Annotated in this window: 18 protein-coding genes; 4 read left to right on the top strand and 14 right to left on the bottom strand. The window is 69.7% G+C overall.

What is annotated here, in order from left to right:
* Position 1: 1 nt before the first annotated feature.
* Positions 2 to 1,027, bottom strand: a complete 1,026-nt coding sequence (hrcA, locus tag HNR09_RS14355; protein WP_179542654.1) for a heat-inducible transcriptional repressor HrcA — start codon at positions 1,025 to 1,027, stop codon at positions 2 to 4.
* Positions 1,028 to 1,193: 166 nt separating this feature from the next.
* Between hrcA and HNR09_RS14350 the strand changes: the two genes are divergently transcribed.
* Positions 1,194 to 2,018, top strand: a complete 825-nt coding sequence (locus HNR09_RS14350; protein WP_179543229.1) for a DUF3097 family protein — start codon at positions 1,194 to 1,196, stop codon at positions 2,016 to 2,018.
* A gap of 110 nt (positions 2,019 to 2,128) precedes the next feature.
* Positions 2,129 to 2,605 carry a magnetosome magnetite crystal formation protein family gene (locus HNR09_RS14345; RefSeq protein ID WP_179542653.1) on the top strand — a complete coding sequence of 159 codons (477 nt, stop codon included), beginning with the start codon at positions 2,129 to 2,131 and terminating at the stop codon, positions 2,603 to 2,605.
* Here HNR09_RS14345 and hemW read toward each other — a convergent pair.
* The 7 genes from hemW to HNR09_RS14310 form a co-directional block, all read right to left on the bottom strand.
* The gene (gene hemW / locus HNR09_RS14340; RefSeq protein WP_179542652.1) at positions 2,595 to 3,866 is read right to left on the bottom strand and encodes a radical SAM family heme chaperone HemW; all 1,272 of its coding nucleotides are present in this window, start codon (positions 3,864 to 3,866) and stop codon (positions 2,595 to 2,597) included. The two genes, HNR09_RS14345 and hemW, sit on opposite strands and share 11 nt — an antisense overlap.
* Positions 3,867 to 3,869: 3 nt before the next feature.
* Positions 3,870 to 5,726, bottom strand: a complete 1,857-nt coding sequence (gene lepA, locus HNR09_RS14335) for a translation elongation factor 4 (protein WP_179542651.1) — start codon at positions 5,724 to 5,726, stop codon at positions 3,870 to 3,872.
* A gap of 208 nt (positions 5,727 to 5,934) precedes the next feature.
* Complete coding sequence (gene rpsT, locus HNR09_RS14330) at positions 5,935 to 6,195, bottom strand: 30S ribosomal protein S20 (RefSeq protein WP_179542650.1); 261 nt, start codon at positions 6,193 to 6,195, stop codon at positions 5,935 to 5,937.
* 288 nt (positions 6,196 to 6,483) lie between these two features.
* A complete protein-coding gene (gene holA / locus HNR09_RS14325; protein WP_218881950.1) occupies positions 6,484 to 7,509 on the bottom strand; it encodes a DNA polymerase III subunit delta in 1,026 nt (341 codons plus the stop codon).
* 51 nt (positions 7,510 to 7,560) lie between these two features.
* On the bottom strand, positions 7,561 to 8,517 hold the full coding sequence (locus HNR09_RS14320; protein WP_179542649.1) for a MaoC/PaaZ C-terminal domain-containing protein: 957 nt from the start codon (positions 8,515 to 8,517) through the stop codon (positions 7,561 to 7,563).
* Between the two features lie 93 nt (positions 8,518 to 8,610).
* Positions 8,611 to 9,969 (bottom strand): 3-oxoacyl-ACP reductase, encoded by a 1,359-nt coding sequence (locus HNR09_RS14315; RefSeq protein WP_179542648.1) that lies wholly within the window; start codon positions 9,967 to 9,969, stop codon positions 8,611 to 8,613.
* 8 nt (positions 9,970 to 9,977) lie between these two features.
* Positions 9,978 to 11,288, bottom strand: a complete 1,311-nt coding sequence (locus tag HNR09_RS14310; RefSeq protein ID WP_343047559.1) for an acetyl-CoA C-acetyltransferase — start codon at positions 11,286 to 11,288, stop codon at positions 9,978 to 9,980.
* Between the two features lie 116 nt (positions 11,289 to 11,404).
* On the opposite strand from HNR09_RS14310, the gene HNR09_RS14305 reads away from it, so the two are divergent.
* Both HNR09_RS14305 and pepN read left to right on the top strand, forming a co-directional pair.
* Complete coding sequence (locus HNR09_RS14305) at positions 11,405 to 13,501, top strand: acyl-CoA dehydrogenase family protein (RefSeq protein WP_179542647.1); 2,097 nt, start codon at positions 11,405 to 11,407, stop codon at positions 13,499 to 13,501.
* A gap of 65 nt (positions 13,502 to 13,566) precedes the next feature.
* Positions 13,567 to 16,260, top strand: coding sequence for an aminopeptidase N (gene pepN / locus HNR09_RS14300; RefSeq protein ID WP_179542646.1), 2,694 nt, complete (start codon positions 13,567 to 13,569; stop codon positions 16,258 to 16,260).
* 139 nt (positions 16,261 to 16,399) lie between these two features.
* Here the strand turns inward: pepN and tatC are convergent, their stop codons facing one another.
* The 6 genes from tatC to pafA all read right to left on the bottom strand — a co-directional run bounded on the left by tatC (position 16,400) and on the right by pafA (position 23,197).
* A complete protein-coding gene (gene tatC, locus HNR09_RS14295) occupies positions 16,400 to 17,239 on the bottom strand; it encodes a twin-arginine translocase subunit TatC (protein ID WP_179542645.1) in 840 nt (279 codons plus the stop codon).
* Positions 17,240 to 17,248: 9 nt separating this feature from the next.
* The gene (gene tatA, locus HNR09_RS14290; protein ID WP_179542644.1) at positions 17,249 to 17,512 is read right to left on the bottom strand and encodes a Sec-independent protein translocase subunit TatA; all 264 of its coding nucleotides are present in this window, start codon (positions 17,510 to 17,512) and stop codon (positions 17,249 to 17,251) included.
* On the bottom strand, positions 17,509 to 19,881 hold the full coding sequence (locus HNR09_RS14285; RefSeq protein ID WP_179542643.1) for a WYL domain-containing protein: 2,373 nt from the start codon (positions 19,879 to 19,881) through the stop codon (positions 17,509 to 17,511). The genes tatA and HNR09_RS14285 overlap by 4 nt, the downstream gene beginning before the upstream one ends.
* 6 nt (positions 19,882 to 19,887) lie before the next feature.
* Positions 19,888 to 20,292 (bottom strand): FKBP-type peptidyl-prolyl cis-trans isomerase, encoded by a 405-nt coding sequence (locus tag HNR09_RS14280; protein ID WP_179542642.1) that lies wholly within the window; start codon positions 20,290 to 20,292, stop codon positions 19,888 to 19,890.
* A gap of 172 nt (positions 20,293 to 20,464) precedes the next feature.
* Positions 20,465 to 21,586 carry an FKBP-type peptidyl-prolyl cis-trans isomerase gene (locus HNR09_RS14275; RefSeq protein ID WP_246349304.1) on the bottom strand — a complete coding sequence of 374 codons (1,122 nt, stop codon included), beginning with the start codon at positions 21,584 to 21,586 and terminating at the stop codon, positions 20,465 to 20,467.
* Positions 21,587 to 21,712: 126 nt separating this feature from the next.
* Complete coding sequence (pafA, locus tag HNR09_RS14270) at positions 21,713 to 23,197, bottom strand: Pup--protein ligase (protein WP_179542640.1); 1,485 nt, start codon at positions 23,195 to 23,197, stop codon at positions 21,713 to 21,715.

Raw genomic sequence — 23,197 nt, 5'->3', positions numbered from 1 at the left:
CTCACCCTTCAGAGAGGATCCGGGACAGGTACCGTGCCATGGCTCGCACCGCTGACATGGTGGAGCCGTAGTCCATGCGTGTGGGGCCCACGACCCCGAGCTTGGCGGCTGCGCCGCCGTCGCCGATCGCGTACTCCGCCGCCACCACGGAGGTCTCGGCGAGCGAATCGTGGCTGGTCTCGTGACCGATGCGGACCGAGAGTCCGCGGCGGTCCTGCTCCATCTCGGTGAGCAGGCGCAGCAGCACCACCTGCTCCTCGAGAGCCTCGAGGATGGGGCCTATGGAGGGACCCAGATCGCGATCGGACCTGGCGAGGTTAGCAGTGCCGGCCATGATGATGCGATCCACGCGCCCCGCCTCCAGCACCGTCTCCACCGTGTGGGCCACGATCGCCATGGCGGGCTGCAGCGACGGTTCGACGGTGCCGACGAGCTGGTCCATGGGCAGCGGGAGGGCCGAGACCGAGCGGTTGTGGAGCTCCTCGACCAGCCGCTGGCCGATGCGCTGCAGGGACTCGTCGTCCAGCGGAGCGGCCATGGTGGCCATGCGCTGCTCCACCCGGCCGGAGGAGAGGATCACCACCACCAGCACCTTGTGCGTGCCCATGGAGAGCACCTCGATGTGCCGGATCCTGGCGGTGGACTGCTGGGGGTGCTGCAGCACGGCGACCTGGTTGGTCAGCATGGCGAGCAGCCGGACGGTCTGCTCGAGCATCTCGTCATGGTCGTCCGCAGCCTCGAGCAGCGTGTCCATGGCACGGCGTTCCGCGCGGGAGAGCGGCCTCACCTCGGAGATCCGGTCCACGAAGATGCGATAGCCCTGATCGGTCGGGATGCGGCCTGCCGAGGTGTGCGGCGCAGCGATCAGCCCTTCGGCCTCGAGAAAGGCCATGTCATTGCGGATGGTCGCCGGAGAGACCTCCAGGTTGTGGCGCTCCACCAGCGCCCGCGAACCCACCGGCTCCTGGGTCTGCACGTAGTCCTCGACGATCGCACGCAGCACCTGCAGACGACGGGTGTCCGACATCCTGCGACTCTCCTCTCCCGACAACGGCTGGCACTCTCCTGCAGCAAGTGCCAATTCTAGCGCGTGTCGGTCAGATCCGACGAAGCCTGCGACGCCGCTGCTAGGCTCCCGCCCTGTGACCTCTCCTCACTTCTCCACCGACTGGTCCTCCTGGGGCCCCACTGACATGGCCTCCCGCCGTCGCGCGCAGCATCGCAGGGTCCCGCAGGTGCCTGCCGACCCCGGCACGGTGCTCGAGGAGACCGAGTCCGGCTGGGTGGGGGCCGTCGTGGGGGTGGAGGCCTCCGGGGGCATCCACCTGGTCCGACTCGAGGATCGCCATGGACGCAGCCGCGCTTTCCCGCTGGGCCACGGGTTCCTCCACGAAGGCGCCCCCGTGGAGGTCATCGCCCCCGCTCCGCGACCGACAGCCGCGCAGGCTCCGCGCCGCACCGCCTCGGGCTCGCTCGCGGTGGACGGCGCCCGCGCCCGCGTGGCTCGCGCCTCGCGCATCTGGGTGGAAGGCACCCACGACGCCGAACTCGTCGAGAAGGTCTGGGGCGAGGACCTCCGCCTCGAGGGGATCGTCGTGGAGCCCCTGCACGGTGCCGACGATCTCGTCGGTGCTCTCCAGGGGTTCGGCCCCGCCCCGGAGCGGCGGGTCGGCGTGCTCCTGGACCACCTCGTGCCCGGATCCAAGGAGAGCCGCATCGCGGCAGAGGCCATGGCCATGCGGGGGGCCGCCGGCAACGTCATGGTCCTGGGCCACCCCTATGTGGATGTGTGGCAGGCGGTGAAGCCCCGGCTGCTCGGACTGGAGCGCTGGCCGGACATCCCCCGGCACATCGACATCAAGGTCGGCACCCTCCAGGCGCTGGGCTGGCCGCACCGGGACCGCCGAGACATCGCCACAGGGTGGAAGCGGATCCTCGGCACGGTCAGCAGCTACGCGGACCTGGAGCCGTCGCTGCTCGGACGGGTGGAGGAGCTCATCGACTTCGTCACCGTCTGAACGGGGTGTCGCCCCCGGTCAGCGTCCAGGCGCGGACGGTAGAATGTCGACCACTCCGGCGCCCACCGCGCCGCGGGTCCTTCATCCCACGAGCATCAGAGAGGGGCACCGTGCCACAGTCCGAGCCTCCACACTCGCGGCAGCCACATTCGGATGGTCCCCACCGGTCCGGGCACCGACGCCCCGCGACCTCAGGTCCCCCGGACTCCAGCCACTCCGACCGCGTCGAGGGGTCCTCTGACGCGGCGCTGCCGCTGACCCCGTCCGAGGACCGCCGCTGGGCGACGCTGTCCCACTTCGGCGGACTCATGGGCTGTGTCCCGTCGCTGATCATCTACCTGGTCTTCCGAGACCGCGGCCCGTTCACCGCCCAGGAGTCCAAGGAGGCGCTGAACTTCACCCTCCCGGTGACCGTGGTGCTGCTGGTCTGCTATGTCCTCGCGCTGATCCCCGCCGTGGGATGGATCTTCGGCCTGGTCGCCGTCTTCCTCTGGATGGTCATGACGATCTCCGGCCTGGTCGCCGGGATCGAGTGCAACAAGGGCCGTCCCTACCGGTACCGGATGAACCTGCGCCTCATCCACTGAGGCGGCGGGTCACCGCGTCAGCCAGCAGGCGGCCCTTGAGCGTCAGCACCACACGGCCTCGCGGGTTCGCCGAGCTCGGCCGCAGCGGAGAATCCGCGGCGAGCCCGTCGGTCACCAGGCCGCGCAGCATCGCGTCCTCCAGCGGCACGGCTCCGGGCAGCGCCTCGTGGGCCGCCACGTCCAGACCCTCGGCGATCCGCAGGCGCAGCATCAGATGCTCCAGGGCCCGTGCGTCGTCGTCGAGCACCTCCCGCCCGTGGCCGGGCGCGAGCCCTTGGGCCAGTCGCTGGGCGTATGCGGCCGGGTGCTTGACGTTCCACCAGCGCAGCCCTGCCACATGGGAGTGCGCGCCGGGGCCCGCGCCCCACCAGTCGGAGTCCAGCCAGTAGTTCAGGTTGTGCTGGGAACGGGTGGCCTCGTCCCGGGAGAAGTTGGAGACCTCGTACCAGCGGAGGCCGGCGGCGCCGAGCAGCTCATCGGTGAGCAGGTACTTGTCGGCATGGTCATCGGGGTCGATGTCGGGCAGCTCGCCGCGGCGCACCTTCGCCGCCATCGCGGTGCCCTCCTCGACGATCAGGGAATAGGCGGAGATGTGCTCCGGTTCGAGCGCCACGGCCGTCTCGAGGCTGGTGCGCCACTCGGCCAGGCTCTCCCCCGGCGTGCCGTAGATCAGGTCCAGACTAACCTGCAGCCCCACCTGCCGGGCGGCGTCGACGGCCCGTGACACGTTGGCCGGGTCATGAGTGCGGTCCAGCGTGCGCAGCACCGTCGGGACGGCGGACTGCATGCCCAGACTCACTCGGGTGAATCCGCCATCCGCCAGCACCTCCGCCGCAGCCGGATCGAGGGTGTCCGGGTTGGCCTCGGTCGTGACCTCGGCGTCGGGGGCCAGGCCGAAGAGCTCGCGGGCACGCACCAGGATGCGCGAGAGCTCCGTGGCCGGGAGCAGCGTCGGAGTGCCGCCGCCGAAGAAGACGGTGGTCAGCGGGCGCGCCGGCGCCCCGGAACGCTTCAGCACGTCCGCGGCCAGCTCCAGCTCGCGGATCAGTGTGTCCGGGTAGGACTCGCGTGACGCCCCGGGGCCGAGATCCTCAGCGGTGTAGGTGTTGAAGTCGCAGTACCCGCAGCGCACGGAGCAGAACGGGATGTGGACGTAGAGCCCCAGAGGTCTGGAGGCCCGGCCCGGCAGCGCAGCGAGCACCTGCTCGGGCAGCGCGCCGTCGGCCGGGACGGGTTCTCCCAGCGGCAGCGTGGCGGGCACGGGCTACTTCTTGCCCTTCTCGCCCGAGTCCTCGTTTGAGGACAGGGCGGAGATGAAGGCCTCCTGAGGCACCTCCACGGTGCCGACCATCTTCATGCGCTTCTTGCCCTCCTTCTGCTTCTCGAGCAGCTTGCGCTTGCGGCTGATGTCGCCGCCGTAGCACTTGGAGAGCACGTCCTTGCGGATGGCGCGGATGTTCTCGCGGGCGATGATGCGCGAACCGATCGCCGCCTGGATGGGCACCTCGAACTGCTGCCGCGGGATCAGATCCTTCAGCCGCGAGGCCATCTTGACCCCGTAGGCATAGGCATGATCGCGGTGGGTGATCGCGGAGAACGCGTCGACCTTGTCCCCCTGCAGCAGGATCTCGACCTTGACGAGATCGGAGGCCTGATCGCCTTCGCTCTGCCAGTTCAACGACGCATAGCCTCGAGTGCGGGACTTCAGCTGGTCGAAGAAGTCGAAGACGATCTCCGCCAGCGGCAGCCGGTAGCGCAGCTCGACCCTGTCCTCGGACAGGTAGTCCATGCCCTCCATGGAGCCGCGACGCGCCTGGCACAGCTCCATGACCGCTCCGATGAACTCGCTGGGCACGATGACCGTGGCGTCGACCACCGGCTCTCGGATCTCGGCCGTCTTGCCGTCCGGGAACTCACTGGGGTTGGTGACCACATGGGTCGAGCCGTCCTCAGCGGTGACATGATAGATGACGTTGGGCGCGGTGGAGATCAGATCGAGGTTGTACTCGCTCTCGAGACGCTGGCGGGTGATCTCCAGATGCAGCAGGCCCAGGAAGCCCACCCGGAACCCGAAGCCCAGCGCCGCAGAGGTCTCCGGCTCGAAGCTGAGGGCGGCGTCGTTGAGCTGGAGCTTCTCCAGCGCCTCGCGCAGCACCGGGAAGTCTGAGCCGTCGATCGGGAACAGCCCCGAGAAGACCATCGGCCGAGGCTCGTCATAACCGCCGATGATCTCCTCGGCGGGCTTCCGCTGGGAGGTGACGGTGTCGCCGACCTTCGACTGGCGGACGTCCTTCACCCCGGTGATGAGATATCCGACCTCACCGACGCCGAGGCCCTTGGTGGGCTCCGGCTCCGGAGAGGACACGCCGATCTCGAGGAGCTCGTGGGTGGCACCGGTGGACATCATCTTGATGCGCTCCCGGTGCCCCAGGCTGCCGTCGACCACGCGGACGAAGGTCACCACCCCGCGGTAGGTGTCGTAGACCGAGTCGAAGATCATCGCCCGGGCGGGAGCATCCGCGTCGCCCTCGGGCGCCGGGATCTCCTCCACGATGCGGTCCAGCAGCTCCTCCACGCCTTCGCCGGTCTTGCCGGAGACGCGCAGGACGTCCTGGGGATCCCCACCGATGAGATGGGCGAGCTCCTCGGCGTACTTGTCCGGCATCGCCGCCGGCAGATCGATCTTGTTGAGCACGGGGATGATCGTCAGCTCGTGCTCCATGGCCAGGTACAGGTTGGCCAGCGTCTGGGCCTCGATGCCCTGAGCGGCGTCGACCAGCAGCAGCGCACCCTCACAGGCGGCCAGCGAGCGGGAGACCTCGTAGGAGAAGTCCACGTGCCCCGGCGTGTCGATCATGTGGAAGGCGTAGGTGCTGCCCTCGTGCTCCCAGGGCATGCGCACCGCCTGGGACTTGATCGTGATGCCACGCTCACGCTCGATGTCCATCCGGTCCAGGTACTGCGCCTTCATCTCCCGGGCCTGGACGGCTCCGGTCAGCTGCAACATGCGGTCCGCCAACGTGGACTTGCCGTGGTCGATGTGCGCGATGATGCAGAAGTTGCGGATCACGCCAGGATCGGTCGCGGCGGGCACCTGAGGAGTGCGGGCCTTCGGAGACACGGTGCGGATGGTCCTTCCCTCGGAGACGCGATGTGCGGCTGACGCTCCATTCTTCCATGAAACTCCGCGGGGGACGCGCCCGGGATCCTCCGGACACGGCTCGTCCCCTCCGGCGGGAGAGTTCCACGCCGACACGACGCGGGCCCCGTCGCAGCAAGTGCGACGGGGCCCGCGGTCGAGGGCTCCACGTATGCGGAGCCGACGAGGATCAGAGGGCGTTGACCTTGGCTGCCAGCCCCGACTTGCGGTTGGCCGCCTGGTTCTTGTGGATGACTCCCTTGGTGGCGGCCTTGTCCAGCTTCCGACCGGCCTCGCGGTTCGCCGCCACTGCGGCGTCCTTGTCACCGGCCTGGACCGCCTTACGGACCTTCTTCACCGCGGTCTTGAGCTCGGACTTCACGGCCTGATTGCGCAGGCGAGCCTTCTCGTTGGTGAGGATGCGCTTCTTCTGAGACTTGATGTTTGCCACGTGTTGTCTTTCTGTCTGGGTTCACTGTGTGGTGAGGGCTGCATCCCTGCTTGGGCGGCAGAAGACAGACTGAGGGGCGTGGGGTGCCATGGCGATCGCGTGACGTCATCAGGCAGAGGGACCTGACGCCGCGCGGAGAGCTCTCTGCCGCAGGGAGTGCCGGCCACGAGGGCCGTGGACACTGCCTATAGATGGTAGCAGAGAACTGGGCCGCGGTCCCGTCAGGACGCGGCGCGCCGGGGGCCGCCACCGTGGCAGCACTCCAGGACGCTGCTGGTCAGGGGCCTGTCAGCGGCCCACCGAGCCTGCGATGATGCCGATCGCCCGCTCCACGGCGTACTCAGGGGTCCGTGAGGCGCCCTTCGCCTCGGCATCTGCCCGAGCCACCGCCTCCACCGCCGCGGCCGCGCGGTGCGACTGCCAGCGGCGGGCCGTCTCGGCCGCCTGCCGCAGCTGCCACGGCGGCACCCCCAGGCTGGATGCCAGCCGGTCGGTGCTGCCACGGTGGTCCACCAGCGCTGCGATCTGCCGCCCCTTGCGGGCCAGCGCGGCGGTCACCGCGATCGGCGAGACACCGGTGGAGACCGCGTGTCGGTACAGCCGGGTGGCGGCGTCACGGCGCCCCTCGAAGGCGGCGTCGGCCACCTTGAAGGCCGTGGCCTCCACCCTCCCCCCGTGGTAGCGATCGACATCGTCCTCGGTGATCTGACCGGCGACGTCACGGATCAGCTGCTGACAGGCGCCTCCCAGGTCGGACAACGACGAGCCCGCGGCCGCGACCAGCGCGCGGGCGGCGTCGGACTGGATCTCCCGGCCCGCAGCACGGAACTCCCGGCGCAGGAAGTCCATCTTGTCGGCGTCGGACTTCGCCGCAGCACAGTCGACGACGACGGCACGGCCGGCAAGCGTATCGATCAGCTTCTTGCCGCGATTCCCCCCGGAGTGCCGCATCACCAGTGTGACGTCATCGGCGACCTCGTCCAGATAGGCCAGCGCGTCGGCCAGGAAGGTGTCGTTCATCTGGGCGAGGTCTTCGGCGAGGATCATCCGGGCTTCCCCGAAGAGCGACGGCGAGGCCAGGGTCGCGAGCTCCCCGGAGGCGGCCACGCTGACGTCGAATCGGGTGTACTCCAGATCCGGGTGCTGAGCGCGCAGCTGAGACTTGATGCGATCCATGGCCCGGGAGGCCAGGTAGTCCTCGGGGCCTCGCAGCAGCATCAGCGCCGCCGGCTCCACGGTCCGGAAGTCCTCCCCGGCGCTCGGGGCCGCGCCTCTGCGCCCGCGCTGCCCTGAACCACGTTGTGCCGCTGCCATGGAGACAATCCTAGAGGGTGGCGATGACACGTGCACCACGCCGGGCCGTCCTCAGGCGGGCAGGACCAGCTCGCCGTGGAAGTGCCGCCTGCCCTTGCGGGCGTCCCAGCCGGTGAAGCTCCAGACCGCTCCTTCGGCGGCCTCGTCGCGCCCGGCGTGGAAGGCCACGGTGCCGGGCAGCCGCATGGGCGCCTCGAAGCTGATGCGCCAACGATGCCCCGCCTGTTCGGGCTCACGACCCTCCAGCATCCTCCCGGCGGCGTACATGCCATGGACGATGGCCTTCGGCATGCCCAGTGCCCGCGCGCTGATCCCGCTGACGTGGATGGGGTTCCAGTCTCCCGAGACCGCGGCGTAGCGTCGGCCGGCGTCGGCGCCCAGGCTCCACTGTGCAGTCTTCAACGGAGGTGTGAACTCGTCCCGACCTGAACGGCTCTCCGTCTGGGACGCGTCCGGCCGCCCTGCCAGATGCACCCCGCGGCTCAGGTAGGTCGACGTGCCGCGCCAGAGCACGTCCGACTCGGTCGGCTCCTCCACCTCGGCACCCTCGGACAGCACCTCGACCACGGCGTCGAACACCGTGCCGCGGCGGTGAGGCCGCAGCCCCTCCGCCCAGGCCCGGATCTGCACAGGGGTCTCCGCCGTCACGGGACGACGATGCTCCACCACATTGCTCAGATGCACCATGCCCATCAGCGGCAGCGGAAAGTCCTCCCTGCCGAGCAGGCCCATCTGGACGGGGAAGCCCATGATGTGGACGAGGACCGAGGGCAGCCCGCTGCGGTGGCGACCGTCGAAGACCTCACCGCCGACGAGTCGCCGGTAGTCCTCCACCTGGGCGGACGTCGTTCCGGGGTGCCGCGCGACGACGGCATCTGCGGGCAGCATGCCCTGCTCGCCCGCGCCGGACCGACCGCCCACGACGGAACGTGCGGCCTCCCAGCCGGCGCGCAGGTACACCTGCGGCAGCGCCGGCAGCTCGATCCTTCGGATCTCCTCGGGGCTCATGTGCTGCTCCTCCCTGCTCGCCGGTCACTCTCCGGGCTCCTGCGCGACTCCGGCGCGGTGCGCAGCTCCGGTGTCCGGCACGTCCTCATCCGCTCACGCACCGATCAGATTCTGTCCGCAGACGCGCAGGGTCAGCCCGCTGGTGCCGCCCGCCGCCGGAGAGGCCAGGTAGGCCACCGACTCCGCGACGTCCACCGGCCGGCCGCCCTGGTTCAGCGAGTTCAGCCTGCGGGCCACCTCGCGGGTGGCGAAGGGCATGCGGGCGGTCATCTCCGTCTCGATGAAGCCGGGGGCGACGGCGTTGATCGTCCCGTGGCGGGCCTCGAGCTGCGCTGACGTCGCGGCGACCATCCCGATGACGCCCGCCTTAGAGGCCGCATAGTTGGTCTGCCCACGGTTTCCGGCGATCCCGGAGGTCGAGGCCAGCGAGACGATGCGCGGCCCGCTGGAGCCCTCGGGACGGTTGAACAGCTCATCGGCCAGCAGTGCGCGGTTCATCCGCAGCTGAGCCTCGATGTTCACTGCGATCACCGAGTCCCAGCGCCCGGCGTCCATGTTGCCCAATAGCTTGTCCCGGGTGATGCCGGCGTTGTGGACGACGATGTCGAGCCGTCCGTGGTGCTGGCGGGCGTGGCTGAGGATCCGTTCTCCGGCATCCTCGGCGGTGATGTCCAGCTGCAGCGCCGTGCCGGCCACCCGGTTCGCGGTGGCCGCCAGCTGCTCTCCGGCGGCGGGCACGTCCACCGCGATGATTCGGGCGCCGTCGCGGTGCAGGACCTCCGCGATGGAAGCACCGATGCCGCGCGCGGCGCCGGTGACCACGGCGACCTGCCCCTGCAGGGGACGGTCCCAGTCTTGGGGAAGCGTCCCATTGACGGAGTCCACGGTGAGCAGCTGCCCCGAGACGAAGGCCGAGCGACCGGAGAGCAGGAAGCGCAGTCCCCCGGCCACGGAGGGGGCGGCCACATCCAGGTCCTCGGCCAGGATCAGGCCGTTGGCCGTGGCGCCGGCGCGCATCTCGTGGGCCACGGAGCGGGTCAGCCCTTCCACGCCCTTGCGGGCGGCCCGCACCGCGGGGTCCACCGCCGTCTCCGGCCGGCGGTACAGGGTGATGACGCGTCCGGAGGGGCCGACCTGCTTCAGCACCCGGCCCAGACCCAGCACGGTCTCGCTGAGGTCGGCCGGAGTGGTGACGGCGTCGAAGCAGGCGATGACCGCCGAGACGCGCTCCCGGGGTTCCACGTGGCGACGGACGTCGAGGCCCCAGCCGAGCAGCAGCGCGGCGATCTCGTCCGAGGCCGAGCTGGTGCCGACCACCACGACCGGGCCCCGGACCACGGCCTCGCCGGGCCGATGACGGCGCAGACGCGCCGGCTGAGGCAGGCCGAGAGCCTTGGTCAGGCGCTTGCCGACCGAGGTGTTGACGAATTCGGTGTAGGTGTCACGGGACATCGGGATGCTCACCGTCCTTCCAGGATCGCGGTGACGCCCTGGCCGCCGGCCGCGCAGACCGAGATGAAGCCCAGCTTGCCGGGCTTGCCGTGGAGCATCTTCGCCAGCGTGGCCACGATCCGGCCGCCGGTCGCGGCGAAGGGGTGCCCGGCCGCCAGCGAGGAGCCGTGGAGGTTCAGCCGGCTGCGGTCGACACGGCCCAGAGGAGCGTCCAGACCGAGCTTCTCCCGGCAGAAGTCCTCGTCCTCCCACGCGGCGATCTGCGCCAGCACGGTGGAGGCGAAGGCCTCGTGGATCTCGAAGTACTCGAAGTCCTCCAAGGTGAGACCGTTGCGGGTGAGCATCCTCGCGGCCGCGTAGGCCGGCGCCATGAGCAGCCCTTCGGCGCCGTCGACGAAGTCCACCGCCGCCTGCTCGTAGTCCACGAACGTGGCGAGCTTGGGCAGGTCGTGGGCGTCGGCGTACTCCTCGGAGCCCAGCAGCACCGCGGAGGCGCCGTCGGTCAGCGCGGTGGAGTTGGCGGCCGTCATGGTGGCCTCCTCCCCCAGGTCCCGGCCGAACGCGGGAGCCAGCCGCCCGAGCTTCTCCAGGCTGGAGTCGGGCCGCAGATTGGTGTCGCGCTGCACTCCCTGAAACGGGGTCACCAGGTCGTCGAAGAAGCCGTCGTCGTAGGCGGCGGCGAGGTTCTGGTGGCTGGCCAGGGCGAGCTCGTCCTGCTCCTGACGGCCGATCCCCCAGGCATGGGCGGTGACGGCCATGTGTTCGCCCATGGACATTCCGGTGCGCGGCTCGTTGACGCCGGGGGCCTGCGGTGCGAGGTGGCCCGGCCGGATCTTCGTCAGCGCCTTGAGACGCTGACCAGGCGTCTTGGCCCGGTTGACCTCCATGAGGATGCCGCGCAGCTCGTCGGTGACCACGATCGGCGCATCCGAGATGGAGTCGACACCGGCACCGACGGCGGATTCGATGCGGCCCAGCCGGATCTTGTCCGCCAGCGAGCCGATGGCCTCCATGCCGGTGGCGCAGGCCATCTGCACGTCGGTGGCGGGGGTCGCAGGATCCAGCGGGGTGCCCAGCAGGGACTCACGCATCAGGTTGAAGTTCTTCGAGTGCTTCATCACCGCTCCCCCGGCGACCGAGCCCAGACGCTGGCCCTGCAGCCCGAACCGTGCCACCAGGCCGTTGAGCGCCGAGGTGAGCATGTCCTGGTTCGAGGCAGAAGCGTAGGCGCCGTGGGCGCGGGCGAAGGGGATGCGGTTGCCGCCGATGATGACGGCCTCACGCGTCCGGTCAGGGCGAGTCAGGTCAGGGGTGGTCACGAGGTGTTCTCCTCCAGTCGGGGAACCAGGACTTGGCGTTATTACTGATCAGTATCTTAGACTAGCTGTGTCGATCATCACTGTCACACTGACCACGCGGGCGAAGGAGTCGGACCATGAGTCAGACCACAAGTCACACCACCACCGACACTACTGACCACGAGGTGGCTTCACCATCCCTCGACACCGCTGTGCTCGAGGAGGTCCTGCTGGGCCGCTGGGCCGAGACGCGGCGCGTCTCCCGGGCGCTGGCCGCCGAGGAGCGCTTCCACAAGATCGAAGGCCTCACCAAGGAGGACCACCGCGAGCGCGTGCTGCGCCAGCTCCACGACCTCGTCTCCGCAGATGCGGTGCACCGAGCCTTCCCCCGGGAGTTCGGCGGGGCTGACTCCCACGGAGGCAACATCGCCGCCTTCGAGGAGCTGGTCACCGCCGACCCCTCGCTGCAGATCAAGTCCGGGGTCCAATGGGGCCTGTTCGGCGCGGCGGTGCTCCACCTGGGGACCGAGGAGCACCATCGACGCTTCCTGCCCGGAATCATGGACCTCAGCGTGCCCGGGGCGTTCGCGATGACCGAGATCGGGCACGGTTCGGACGTGGCCTCCCTCGGCACCACCGCGACCTATGACCCGGACACCGAGGAGTTCGTCATCCACACCCCGTTCACCGCGGCCACCAAGCGTTATCTCGGCAACGCGGCGGTCGACGGCAAGGACGCCGTGGTCTTCGCCCAGCTGATCACCGACGGCGTGAACCACGGGGTCCACTGCTTCTACTGCCACCTGCGCGATGATGACGGCAACACCCTCCCCGGCATCACCATCACCGATGACGGCCAGAAAGGTGGGCTCAACGGTGTGGACAACGGACGGATCCGCTTCGACTCGATCCGCGTCCCGCGCAGCCACCTGCTCGACCGGTACGGCGCCGTCACCGCCGACGGTGCCTATTCCTCCCCGATCGAGAGCCCGGGGCGGCGGTTCTTCACCATGATCGGCACCCTGGTGCAGGGGCGGGTCTCGCTGACCGGCGCCTCGGTGGCGGCCTCGAAGCTGGCGCTGATCGGCGCGGTCACCTACGCCAACCAGCGCCGCCAGTTCAACGCCTCCTCCCCGGTGCAGGAGGAGGTCATCATGGACTACCAGCTCCACCAGCGGCGCCTGCTCCCCCGGCTGGCCACCACCGTGGCGCTGAGCTTCGCCCAGGAGAAGCTGCTGGCCAAGTTCGACGACGTCTTCTCCGGCGCCGACGACAGCGACGAGAACCGTCAGGAGCTGGAGACCCTCGCGGCGGCGATCAAGCCGGTGGCGACCTGGCACGCCTTGGACACCCTGCAGGAGGCCCGGGAGGCCTGCGGAGGGGCCGGCTTCATCGCGGAGAACCGGTTCACAACCCTGCACGCCGATCTGGACATCTACGTCACCTTCGAGGGTGACAACAATGTGCTGCTGCAGCTGGTGGCCAAGCGACTGCTCAGCGACTACGCCTCCGAGTTCAAGGACGCCGATGTCGGTGCCCTCTCCCGGTACGTCGCCTCCCAGGCACAGTCCACCGTGCTGCACCGGTTCGGGCTGCGGCGGGCCCTGCAGTCGGTGCAGGACACCGGTGACGAGCGGCGCAGCGCCAACTGGTTCAAGCAGACCGAGGTGCAGCGCGAGCTGCTCACCGATCGGGTCCGGCAGATGGTCGCCGACGTCGCCGGCCAGCTGCGCAGCGTGGCCCGCAAACCTCAGGCTGAGCAGGCCGCGACGTTCAACGAGCACCAGTACGAGATCATCAACGCCGCCAAGGCCCATGCTGACCTTCTGGTGTGGGAGTCCTTCACCGAGGCCCTCGAGGAGGTGGAGCACGCCGGCACTCGGCAGGTGCTCACCTGGCTGCGCGACGTCTATGCGCTCACCCGCATCGAGGAGACCCTGGACTGGTACCTCCTCCACGGCAGGATCTCCGCCCAGCGGGCCAGGACCCTCTCGCCCTACATCAACCGGCTGCTCGCCCGGCTCCGGCCTCTGGCCCAGGACATCGTGGACTCCTTCGGCTACACCGCCGACCACGTGCGCATGGAGGTCGCCTCCGGCGCCGAGCAGGAGCGACAGGACGAGGCGATGGAGCACCACCGCGTGCTGCGTGCCTCCTCGGAAGCCCCGGTCGACGAGAAGATCCTGGTCAAGCGGCGTCAGCAGGAGCGTCGGAGCCAGCGCAAGGGGGGTTGAGGCTCTCCCCCGGACCGCGTCGAAGAGGCCGGCGCCGCGCTCGGCGGATGCGGTTGAATGGTGTCATGACTATCACTGACACTGACGCATCCGCCGACCTCGACGGCCCGTTCCCCCGGGCCGAGGTGGAGAACCTCACCCGGGACGAGGCCGCCGCGCGTTCGGCGCACCTGAGCGTGCAGACCTGCGACGTCGACGTCGACCTCTCCGCAGCGGCCGCCGAGGGGGCCACGACCTATCCGGTGACCACGCGCATCAGCTTCCGCTCCTCGGCCCCGGGCGGGGAGACTTTCCTCGACTACCTGGGTGCCTCCGTGGAGGAGGTCGTCCTCAACGGGACTGCTCTTCCGGTGGCTGACCACGTCGGAGCCGCCCGCATCCGCCTGCCGGAGCTGGCCGAGGAGAACCTGGTGGAGATCCGCTCCACCTCGCGGTTCTCCCGCTCCGGGGAGGGTCTGCACCGCTTCGTGGACCCCGCCGACGGGCAGGTCTACCTCTACACGCAGTACGAGCCGGCGGACTCCCGACGGGTCTTCCCGGTCTTCGAGCAGCCCGATCTCAAAGCGGTCTTCCGGATCACCATCACCGGTCCGGAGACCTGGGAGCTGCGCTCCAACGGGGCGGAGACCTCCCGCGAACAGGTCCCGGGGGCCGCGGAGGGTCTCGAGGGCGTGGGCCTGGTGCGGGTCCGCTTCGCAGAGACTCGACGGCTCTCCAGCTACATCACGGCGCTGCTCGCCGGTCCCTACCACCGTGTGGACGGTCTCTGGAGCGGCGGTGTGGAGGGCGAAGAGCCTCTCGAGGTGCCGCTGGCGGTGCTGTGCCGATCCGCCCTGGCGGAGCATCTCGACGCCGAGGAGCTGCTGGACCTGACCCGTCGCGGGCTGGACTTCTTCCACGCGGAGTTCGCCGTCCCCTACCCCTGGGGCAAGTACGACCAGGTCTTCGTGCCGGAGTACAACCTCGGCGCGATGGAGAACCCGGGACTGGTGACGTTCACCGAGGCGTACGTCTTCGACACCGCCGCCACCGATGCCCAGCGTGAGACGCGCGCCAACACCCTGATGCACGAGATGGCGCACATGTGGTTCGGGGACCTGGTGACCATGCGCTGGTGGGACGACCTGTGGCTCAAGGAGTCCTTCGCCGACTACATGGGCTCCCTGGCCGTGGACGAGGCCACCGACTGGACGACCTCGTGGATCTCGTTCGCCAACGGGCGCAAGGCCTGGGCCTACGTGCAGGACCAGTACCCCACCACCCACCCGATCGTGGCGGACATCACCGATCTGGAGGCCGCCGACCAGAACTTCGACGGCATCACCTATGCCAAGGGCGCCTCGGTCCTCAAGCAGCTGGCCGCCTTCGTGGGCCGGGAGGCGTTCCGCGAGGCCGCACGCCGGTACTTCGCCCGCCACGCCTTCGGCAACGCCAGCCTCGCTGACTTCCTCACCGTGCTCGAGGAGGTCTCCGGGCAGGACATGGCCGGTTGGGCGCAGGCCTGGCTGCAGACTGCCGGGGTGCCGGAGATCTCGGCGACCGTGGAGTCGCACGGATCGGTCGCCGTCGTCGAGGGTGGTGTGGATCCGGCCACGGGCCAGGAGGTCACCCGGCCCCATCTGGTCGATGTGGGGGTGCACGTGCTGGACAGGAGCACCGGGACGCTGCGCCGCACCGGCTCGGTGCCTGCGACCCTGGACGGCCGGACCGTGGTGTCCGGGCTGGAGCTGCCCGCTCCGGGGGTTCCGCGACTGCTGCTGGCCAACGAGGAGGACCTCACCTATGCCAAGCTCAGCCTGGACGCCGAGTCTGTGGCCGCTGTGCTGGTCCACCCCGTGCAGGACCCGCTGTCCCGCGCCACCGTCTGGGCCGCACTGTGGTCCATGGTCCGCGACGGTGAGCTGAGCGCCTCCCGCTTCCTGGAGGCGGTCATGACCCTGGGCCTCCAGATCGAGGAGGTCGTGGTCGTCCAGGCGCTGCTGCGGCAGAGCGTCCGTGCCCTGGAGCTGTACACTCCGGTCGAGCAGCGCGAGGCGCTGGAGGAGAGGTTCGCCGGACGCCTGGCGGAGTTCATCTCCGAGGAGGCGGGCGGGGACCGGCAGCGCGCGGCCGCCCGCACGCTCGCCACCCTCTCGCGCCAGACATCGTCCCAGCTGGAGCTGCTCGCCGCGCTGCTCGACGGCGAGGCCGCATCCCTGGGCATCTCCGGGCTGGATCTGGACGAGGAGATCCGCTGGGCGTTCCTCCAGGCGCTGACCGTCCACGGGCGGGTCCAGCATGAGGTGCTCGACGCCGAGCTCGCCGCCCGCACCACGGCACGCGGGCGGATCGCCCACCGGCTGGCGCTGGCCGCCCGACCCCAGGCGGAGGTCAAGCGTGCAGCCTTCGCCCAGGCGATCGCCGGCACGGACGAGCACGGTGCGGAGCTTTCCAACGACCACCTCACCGCCACCGTGGTGGGGTTCCGCTGCGGACCGGCCACCCTCGTCGCGGATCACGACGAGGACTACTTCGCCGCTCTGCAGGACGTCTGGACGCGAATGAGTCAGGGACAGGCCACCCGGGTGGTCTCCGGGCTCTACCCGGGAGTCCAGGACCTCGAGGCGGGCCAGTCCCCTGAGGAGCACCCCGCGGCCCGGCGCACCGCCGAGTGGCTCCGGGCCCACGACGACGCGCCCGCGGCCCTGCGGCGCATCCTGATCGAGGAGCAGGACGACCTGCTGCGTGGACTTCGCGCCCAGCAGGCCGCTCGGAGCTGAGCGGCTCTCCCCCGGGGCGAGTCACCAGCCGGGCCCCGCCCCAGATCGTCGCTCAGTTGCGGATCGTCTCTGGATTCAGCGACGATCCGCAACTGAGCGACGATCTCAGAGCCGACAAGGACCTGCTGGCCGGCGATGACTAGGCGACGAGATCCTCGTTGGCGGCCTCACGCGCGGCCACGCGCTTCTCGCGCCGCTTGTCATTGAGCAGGCAGAGCACGATCGCGACCCCGAAGAGCACCACCAGGGGCCCGGCGATGAAGAACATGGTGATCGCGTCACCGCCGGGGGCGGCCATCGCGGAGATCAGCGCGATGAACATCAGCGTGCCGCGCCAGCTCTTGAGCACCCGCCGACCGGTGATCAGGCCCATCATGTTCACCCCGACCAGCACGACCGGGATGACCATCGCGATCCCGAAGGCCAGGAAGAGGTGCAGCACGAAGGTGAAGTAGACATCCGGGGCGATGATGTTGGAGGTGCCCTCGGGGTTCAGGGTGAAGAAGAAGCGGATCGCCTGCGGCAGCACCACATAGGCCATGGCGATCCCGATGACGAACAACGGCACCGAGGCGGCGATGAAGCCCATCGCATAGCGCTTCTCCTTCTTCTGCAGCCCGGGCATGATGAACGCCCACACCTGATAGAGCCACACCGGAGACGAGATCACGATGCCCACGAAAAGGGAGATGCGGATCATCAGGTCCAGCGGCTGCCCGACCGTGTTGAAAGCGATCTCGGTGCTGCGGTCGACGTCGTCGAAGTCGACCACCGGGGAGCTCAGCAGCGCAAAGATCGTGTCATAGAGGAAGAAGCCCGCGACCGCACCCACGACGATGCCGAGACAGGCTTTGATCAGGCGGTTGCGGAGCTCACGCAGATGCTCCTTGAGGGGCATCTTCCCCTCAGCGTCCCTGCGGCGTCTCTTCCTGCGGCGTCGTCCGGTGGTCCGGGGATCCTCGTCCTGCGTCCCGGCCATCGGCCGCCCTCAGGCGTGGTCCCGGCGCTGCTCCGAGCCGCGGCGGCGCGGAGACTCGGAGGGGTCCACCACGCGGCCTTCCACCGCCGGGCGCTCGTCGGCGTCGGGTTCGGGCTCCTTGTCCTGGGACTCGTCGTTCATCGTGCGGACCTCGGACTTGAAGATGCGCATCGACTGGCCCACGGACTTGGCCAGCTGCGGAAGCTTCGGCGCACCGAACAGCAGGATGATGAGCAGGGCGATGATGGCGATCTGCCAACCGGTGATGTTCATGGAGTGCGTCCTTTCGTCTGTGTCTCAGGATACTCCACGCAGCTGGACGCGTTCCTCCGCACCGCCGCCAACGCCGCCTCGGCCCGGTGCAGCACCTCCGCAGAGAGCTCCTCCGGAGCGGTGACGGTGACGTCGCCGCCAGAGCGCAGGGCCAGGTCGACGGCGATGGCCGGGCTGCGCAGTGCGACCTCCACCGTGCGGGCGCCGCCCTCATGCCACGCCTCTCGCAGCGGCGCCCAGCCGTCGGCGAGTGCGACGGCCGACGGGGCGAAGCGCAGCGTGACCAGCGTGTCCTCGGGCAGCCGGGGAACCTCAGGACGCCGCGCGGGCTCGGCGGCCAGCCGGAGCGACTCCCGGCTCAACGGCGTCTCCGGAAGCGGACGAAGCTCCAGCATCCGAGACAGCAGGAAGTTCCGCTCCCCCTGGGCAGAGCGGCACCAGGCACGCAGATAGGTGCGTGGCCCGTCATGCAGCAGGTTCACCGGATCGACGGTGCGCCTGGTGCGCCGCCCCTGAAGGTCCTCATAGAGCAGCTCCACGGCATGACCGGCCCCCAGGGCCGCGTGCAGCTGGGGCTCCCGGCCGAAGTCATCGTCGCTGTGCCAGACCACACTCAGCTCGGCTGCGGTGACGTCGAGCTCCTCAGGCACGATGGCCCGGATCCGGTCACGCAGCCGCTCGGCGGCGGCCCGGACCAGCTCCTCAGTGGGGTCCTCCGAGGCGATCAGACCCTCGAGTCCGATGAGCAGGGACAGCGCCTGCGGGGTGGAGAGCCGCAGCGGCCTGCCCAGGGTGCTGCTGAGCCGCTCCCCGGGCAGCTGCACCCTGATCACCGGATCCTCCGGGACCAGCCGCTCCTCGAAGACGCGACGGGTCAGCGGCAGCTCCGGGGTGATGTCGATGTAGTGGCCGAACTGCGCGTCGTCGAAGGCCGCAGACTGCTGCAGTGAGAGCAGGTCGCGGTGCAGCTGGCGGGGTTCCAGGCTGTAGCGCCGGAGCAGGTCGCTGACCCTGGCGCCGCCGGAGGCCTGCAGATAGGCGGCGATGCTCACCACACGGGCGATCTTGACCAGGGCGTCGTTCCTCGCCCCGTGCTTGACCGGCTTCAGCTCGATCGGCTCCGCCGGGACGTCCCGGTGGGCGCGCAGCACCGACTCGAGGTGGGACCGCACCAGAGCGGTGAGCCGATGACCGGACAGGATGTGCACCTGGGGCCCCGCCGCCGCGACCTTCCCGACGAAGGAGTCGTGCAGCGAAGTCTCCACGGTGAGCCTGCGGGCGCCGTCTCCTCGGCTCCGCCGGCGCTGAGTGACCGCACCATCCGCGCTCTCAACATCCTCAGCACTCTGCGCCCGGGCATGCGGCAGGAAGGAGGGCACCAGCGCCTCGGCGACCGCGAGCTCCACGGTCTCGGTACCATGGACCGGCCCCAGGGTCTCGAGCTGCTCCTGGGTGACCTTCCGGGGATCGACCCGTCCCTCCGCGATGCCCTGCAGGATGGCGGCGGCACCGTCGTCCTGCACCGTGAGCGGCTCGATCGCCCCCCGGATGCGGTCCAATCGGTAGACCCGCACGGCATCGCGGTCCAGGTCGTGGCCCACCAGGTACCAGCCGCCGCGCGACCCCACGCCCAGAGGCAGAGTCCGGCGGCGTTCAGCGCGGTGCCGGCCGCGCGGGCCGTAGTCGAATCCGACGACCCGTGAGCCGCGGGCCTCAGCCAGCACGGCCAGGTGGTCGAGGACCTGATCGTCCGCCAGTCCCAGGCGGACCGCCGACGGCTGGGACTGCGCCGGTCCGCCGACGTCGGGGAGCCCGCCCTCGCCGAGATGAGGCGCGAGCAGCGCTCCCGAGGCCTGACGGATCGCCTGCTGGGCTCGGGTGCCGCTCCACAGCAGCTCGGTGTGCCGCAGCGCGACGACCTCCTCGGCGTCCAGCTCCAGCAGCGGCAGCCCGTGGGCCTGAGGATCGATCAGATAGCGGAACTCGTGGTCGCCTCCACGACCCTCGCGATCCTCCGCACCGCCACCCTGCTCGGTGATCTCGATGCCGATGCGTCGCAGATGCCGCTTGTCCCGGCTGAACTGCTGCTCGAAAGCCTCCGCCGAGGCCCCGTCACCCGCAGTCCGGTAGTGCTCGACGCGCTCCCGGACCTCAGCCTTGGTCAGTCCGCTCGGCGCGGCGTCGATCAGCGTGGCGGCCAGGGACAGGGCACGGCTCACCCCGGAGTCGGCGGTGACGTCCTGAGTCTCCTCCGCACCCGTGGCGTGCGAGGCGGCCTCATACTCCGCGACGACGTCCCCGTCGATGCCCCCGTCGATGCCCACGACGCGGTCCGCGGCGCGGCGGCTGATGTGCCGGTACCCGACCACGTCGGCTCAGCCGGCTCGGCGGATGCTGACCAGGTCGACCACGAAGATCAGCGTCTCGTTCGGACCGATGGCCCCTCCGGCGCCCTGCTCCCCGTAGGCCAGATGCGGCGGGATCTCCAGACGGCGCCGGGCGCCCTCCTGCATCCCGATCAGGCCCTGGTCCCAGCCGGAGATCACCTGGCCGGCGCCGGCGGTGAAGTCCAGGGGCTGGCCGCGGTTCCAGGAGGCGTCGAACTCCTCACCAGTGGACCAGGAGACCCCGACGTAGTGGCAGGAGATCTGGTCTCCGGGCTCGACTCCCGGGCCGCCGCCGGGGATGAGCTCCTCGACGACGAGCTCCTCCGGAGGGGTGTCGCCGGGGAAGTCGATCTCAGGACGGGTGCGGTCGTAGCTGCGCTGACCGAAAGACATGGGGGATTTCCTCTCCGTTGCGGGACGACTCGTCCCAGCCTAACGGAGTCGAGAGCCGATGCTCGGCGCGGAGAGTCCCTGCTCACCCTGGGCACATGCAGGACGCCCCGGGAGCATCACCTGCAGGTGATGCTCCCGGGGCGCCCCGGTCATCCATGTCAGCTCAGTGACATCAGTCGTCGTCTGTGTCGTCGGCGTCTGTGTCGTCGGCGTCTGCGTCCTCGCCGCCCTGCTCCTGCATCATCTCCTCGAGCTCCTCGAGCTCCTCCTCCGTGAGCTCGGGCTGCTCCGGCATCTGCTCCTGGGTCTGCTCGGGCGCCGGGGCGGAGGCGATGAGGTCCACCACGAAGATCAGCGTCTCGTCCTGCAGATCATGGCCCTCGGCCTCGCCGTAGCCGGACTCCGGCGGGATCACCAGAAGCACACGGTCACCGACGTGCTTGCCCTCCAGCCCTTCGGCCCATCCGTCCACCAGGTTGTCCAGGGGGAAACTGGCTGGCGGCACCGACGCGGCCTCGTCGTCCTCGCCGTCGTCCTCGGCTTCCTCGTCCTCGGTGGTCCCGTCCTCGGCAGCCTGCTCCGAGTCCGGAGGTGTGACGCCCGGCCACGCGGAGTCGAAGACCTCCCCGTCGGACCATGTCCAGCCGGTGTAGCGGACCACGACCTGGTCAGTGGCTCCGATCTCCGCACCCTCGCCGGCGATGAGCACCTCGCTCTCGGTCTCCTCCGGAGCCTCCTCCTCATCGGGAGCGGCGGGGAGCGTGGGAGCTTCGCCGACCTCCGAGGTGATCTCCGGCAGGTCTCCGCTCTGCTCCTGCTCCTCGCCGGTCGCATGGGCGGGCACCTGGTCATCGATGCGGAGGATCACCAGCGAGTCCGCACCGCCGGTCTCGGCGCTGCCCGGCTCATAGAGTGCGATGTCGGAGCCGACGGTCGCCCCGGTGTCCACCAGCGAGTCGTAGATGAACTCGCTCTGCTCCTGGATCATCGGCAGGAACAGCAGCGAGGGCGTGTCCTCGCTGAAGTTCTCCTGCTGCACCGCGCCGCTGGCCGGGTCGACCGTCGCCGAGGACACGTGCAGGATCTGCTCCGGATCCAGCTCATCGCCGTCCCCCTGGGACAGGATCAGCGAGGACTCCTCGTCGGACTCCACAGGATTGCTGATCAGCACCTCGGGAACACCCTCGTCGGTGAAGTGCAGATCGATCCCCGACAGAGCCGAGGTGTCGCCGAGTCCGTCGCTGGAGCAGCCGGCCAGCAGCAGCACTGCCGGGGCAGCCAGGGCGTATTGCATCTTTCGCACGAAGGGTGTCCTCCACAACTGATCGGGGCGGGCGGTGATGTCGCCAGGGTGAACTGTACAGGGTCGACCCGGAGCCTCGCTCAGGGCAGAGGCGTCGCTCCAGGTCAGCGCGTCTCCTCAGATGAGCGGCGGCTCCGGCGGAGGCACCGGCGATGTCGCCACATACCGTTCGGAGAGCGCCAGCGGTCCCGGCTGTGCCTCCCGCTCGGCGTCGTCGAGCTCGCGCAGTTCGCCGCGGAGCCTGCCCAGCAGCGTGTCGACCCGCGGATCCTCGGCGGCGAAGGGATCCTTGACCATGACGGCCTCCAGGGGCCGGTCCACCAGCTTGTGATGCACCCAGTCCACGGTGTGCCCGGCGCCATGGGCCCGGGCCGCGGAGAGGAAGCGTCCCCGCACCGCCGCACGTGTCGTGGCCGGCGGATCGGTGATCGCACGTCGCAGCCGGGCCTCGTCGAGCAGCCGCACGGCCCGCCCCCGGCGGACCAGCAGGTGGAACAGCCCTCGGTCCGGGTGGATGTCGTGATAGGCGAAGTCGATCTGGTCCAGTCGCGCGTCACCGAGCCCGAGCCCGGCTCGGCCGGCAACCTCATCGATGAGTCGTCGTTTGATCGCCCAGTCGATCTCGCGATCGATGAGCGAGTGGTCCCCGCTGGCGACCGCCTCCACGGCGCGGCCCCAGAGCTCGAGGACCTCCCCGACACGATCGTGGTGAGCACCGTGCCGAGCCACGAAGCTCCGTGCCCGATCGAACAGGTTCTGCTGGATCTCCACGGCGGTCACCTGGCGGCCCTCCCGTGTCCGCACCCTCGCCCGGCCGGTGACGTCATGGCTGATGTGGCGGATCGCGCTGATCGGGTTCTCCAGCTCATGATCCCCCAGGGGCGCCCCTGACTCGATCATTCGCAGCACCAGGTCCGTGGAGCCGAAGCGCAGCAGCTGGGTGGTCTCGGACATGCTGGAGTCCCCGACGATGACGTGCAGCCGACGATGCACGGCCGCATCGGCGTGCGGCTCGTCGCGAGTGTTGATGATCGGCCGAGAGCGGGTGGTGGCCGACGAGATGCCCTCCCACATGTGGTCCGCCCGCTGGGAGAAGGCGAAATGGGCCTCCTGGTCCTCGGTTGGGGGCACGATCCGCCCGGCCCCGGCGATGATCTGCCGCGTGACCAGGAAGGGCAGCAGCACCGTGGAGAGCCGCCGGAAATGGGTGGTGCGCGGAATCAGGTAGTTCTCATGGGATCCGTAGGAGTTGCCCTGGGAATCGATGTTGTTCTTCAGCAGGTACACCGAGCCGGGCAGCCCGTCGGCGGCCATCGCCTCCTGGGCGCGGAGCGCGAGATCATGCATGATCAGCTCGCCGGCGCGGTCCGAGGCGATGAGGTCGAGGAGGTCGTCACACTCGGCGGTGGCGTATTCCGGATGGGAGCCGACATCGAGGTAGAGGCGGGAGCCGTTGGGGATGAAGACGTTGGAGCTGCGCCCCCAGTCGACCACCGGGCGGAACAGGTAGCGGGCCGCCTCGTCGGGCGGCAGACCGCGCCGCCCGCGCCCCTGGTGGGCCAGTCCGAACTCGGTCTCCACACCGACGACGCGTCGCTCCAT

Source organism: Nesterenkonia xinjiangensis (genome assembly GCF_013410745.1).
Classification (GTDB): domain Bacteria; phylum Actinomycetota; class Actinomycetes; order Actinomycetales; family Micrococcaceae; genus Nesterenkonia; species Nesterenkonia xinjiangensis.
The sequence above is the reverse complement of the archived record's forward strand: the minus strand, read 5'-3'. Positions and strand labels throughout refer to the sequence as shown.

What these genes read in the sequence shown, in the direction of transcription:
- pepN (WP_179542646.1), top strand. Translation starts at nt 13,567, where the DNA reads ATGACTATCACTGACACTGACGCATCCGCCGACCTCGACGGCCCGTTC.
- HNR09_RS14305 (WP_179542647.1), top strand. Translation starts at nt 11,405, where the DNA reads ATGAGTCAGACCACAAGTCACACCACCACCGACACTACTGACCACGAG.
- tatC (WP_179542645.1), bottom strand. Translation starts at nt 17,239, where the DNA reads ATGGCCGGGACGCAGGACGAGGATCCCCGGACCACCGGACGACGCCGC.
- HNR09_RS14350 (WP_179543229.1), top strand. Translation starts at nt 1,194, where the DNA reads ATGGCCTCCCGCCGTCGCGCGCAGCATCGCAGGGTCCCGCAGGTGCCT.
- holA (WP_218881950.1), bottom strand. Translation starts at nt 7,509, where the DNA reads ATGGCAGCGGCACAACGTGGTTCAGGGCAGCGCGGGCGCAGAGGCGCG.
- HNR09_RS14320 (WP_179542649.1), bottom strand. Translation starts at nt 8,517, where the DNA reads ATGAGCCCCGAGGAGATCCGAAGGATCGAGCTGCCGGCGCTGCCGCAG.
- HNR09_RS14275 (WP_246349304.1), bottom strand. Translation starts at nt 21,586, where the DNA reads ATGCAATACGCCCTGGCTGCCCCGGCAGTGCTGCTGCTGGCCGGCTGC.
- HNR09_RS14280 (WP_179542642.1), bottom strand. Translation starts at nt 20,292, where the DNA reads ATGTCTTTCGGTCAGCGCAGCTACGACCGCACCCGTCCTGAGATCGAC.
- tatA (WP_179542644.1), bottom strand. Translation starts at nt 17,512, where the DNA reads ATGAACATCACCGGTTGGCAGATCGCCATCATCGCCCTGCTCATCATC.
- pafA (WP_179542640.1), bottom strand. Translation starts at nt 23,197, where the DNA reads ATGGAGCGACGCGTCGTCGGTGTGGAGACCGAGTTCGGACTGGCCCAC.
- HNR09_RS14315 (WP_179542648.1), bottom strand. Translation starts at nt 9,969, where the DNA reads ATGTCCCGTGACACCTACACCGAATTCGTCAACACCTCGGTCGGCAAG.
- hrcA (WP_179542654.1), bottom strand. Translation starts at nt 1,027, where the DNA reads ATGTCGGACACCCGTCGTCTGCAGGTGCTGCGTGCGATCGTCGAGGAC.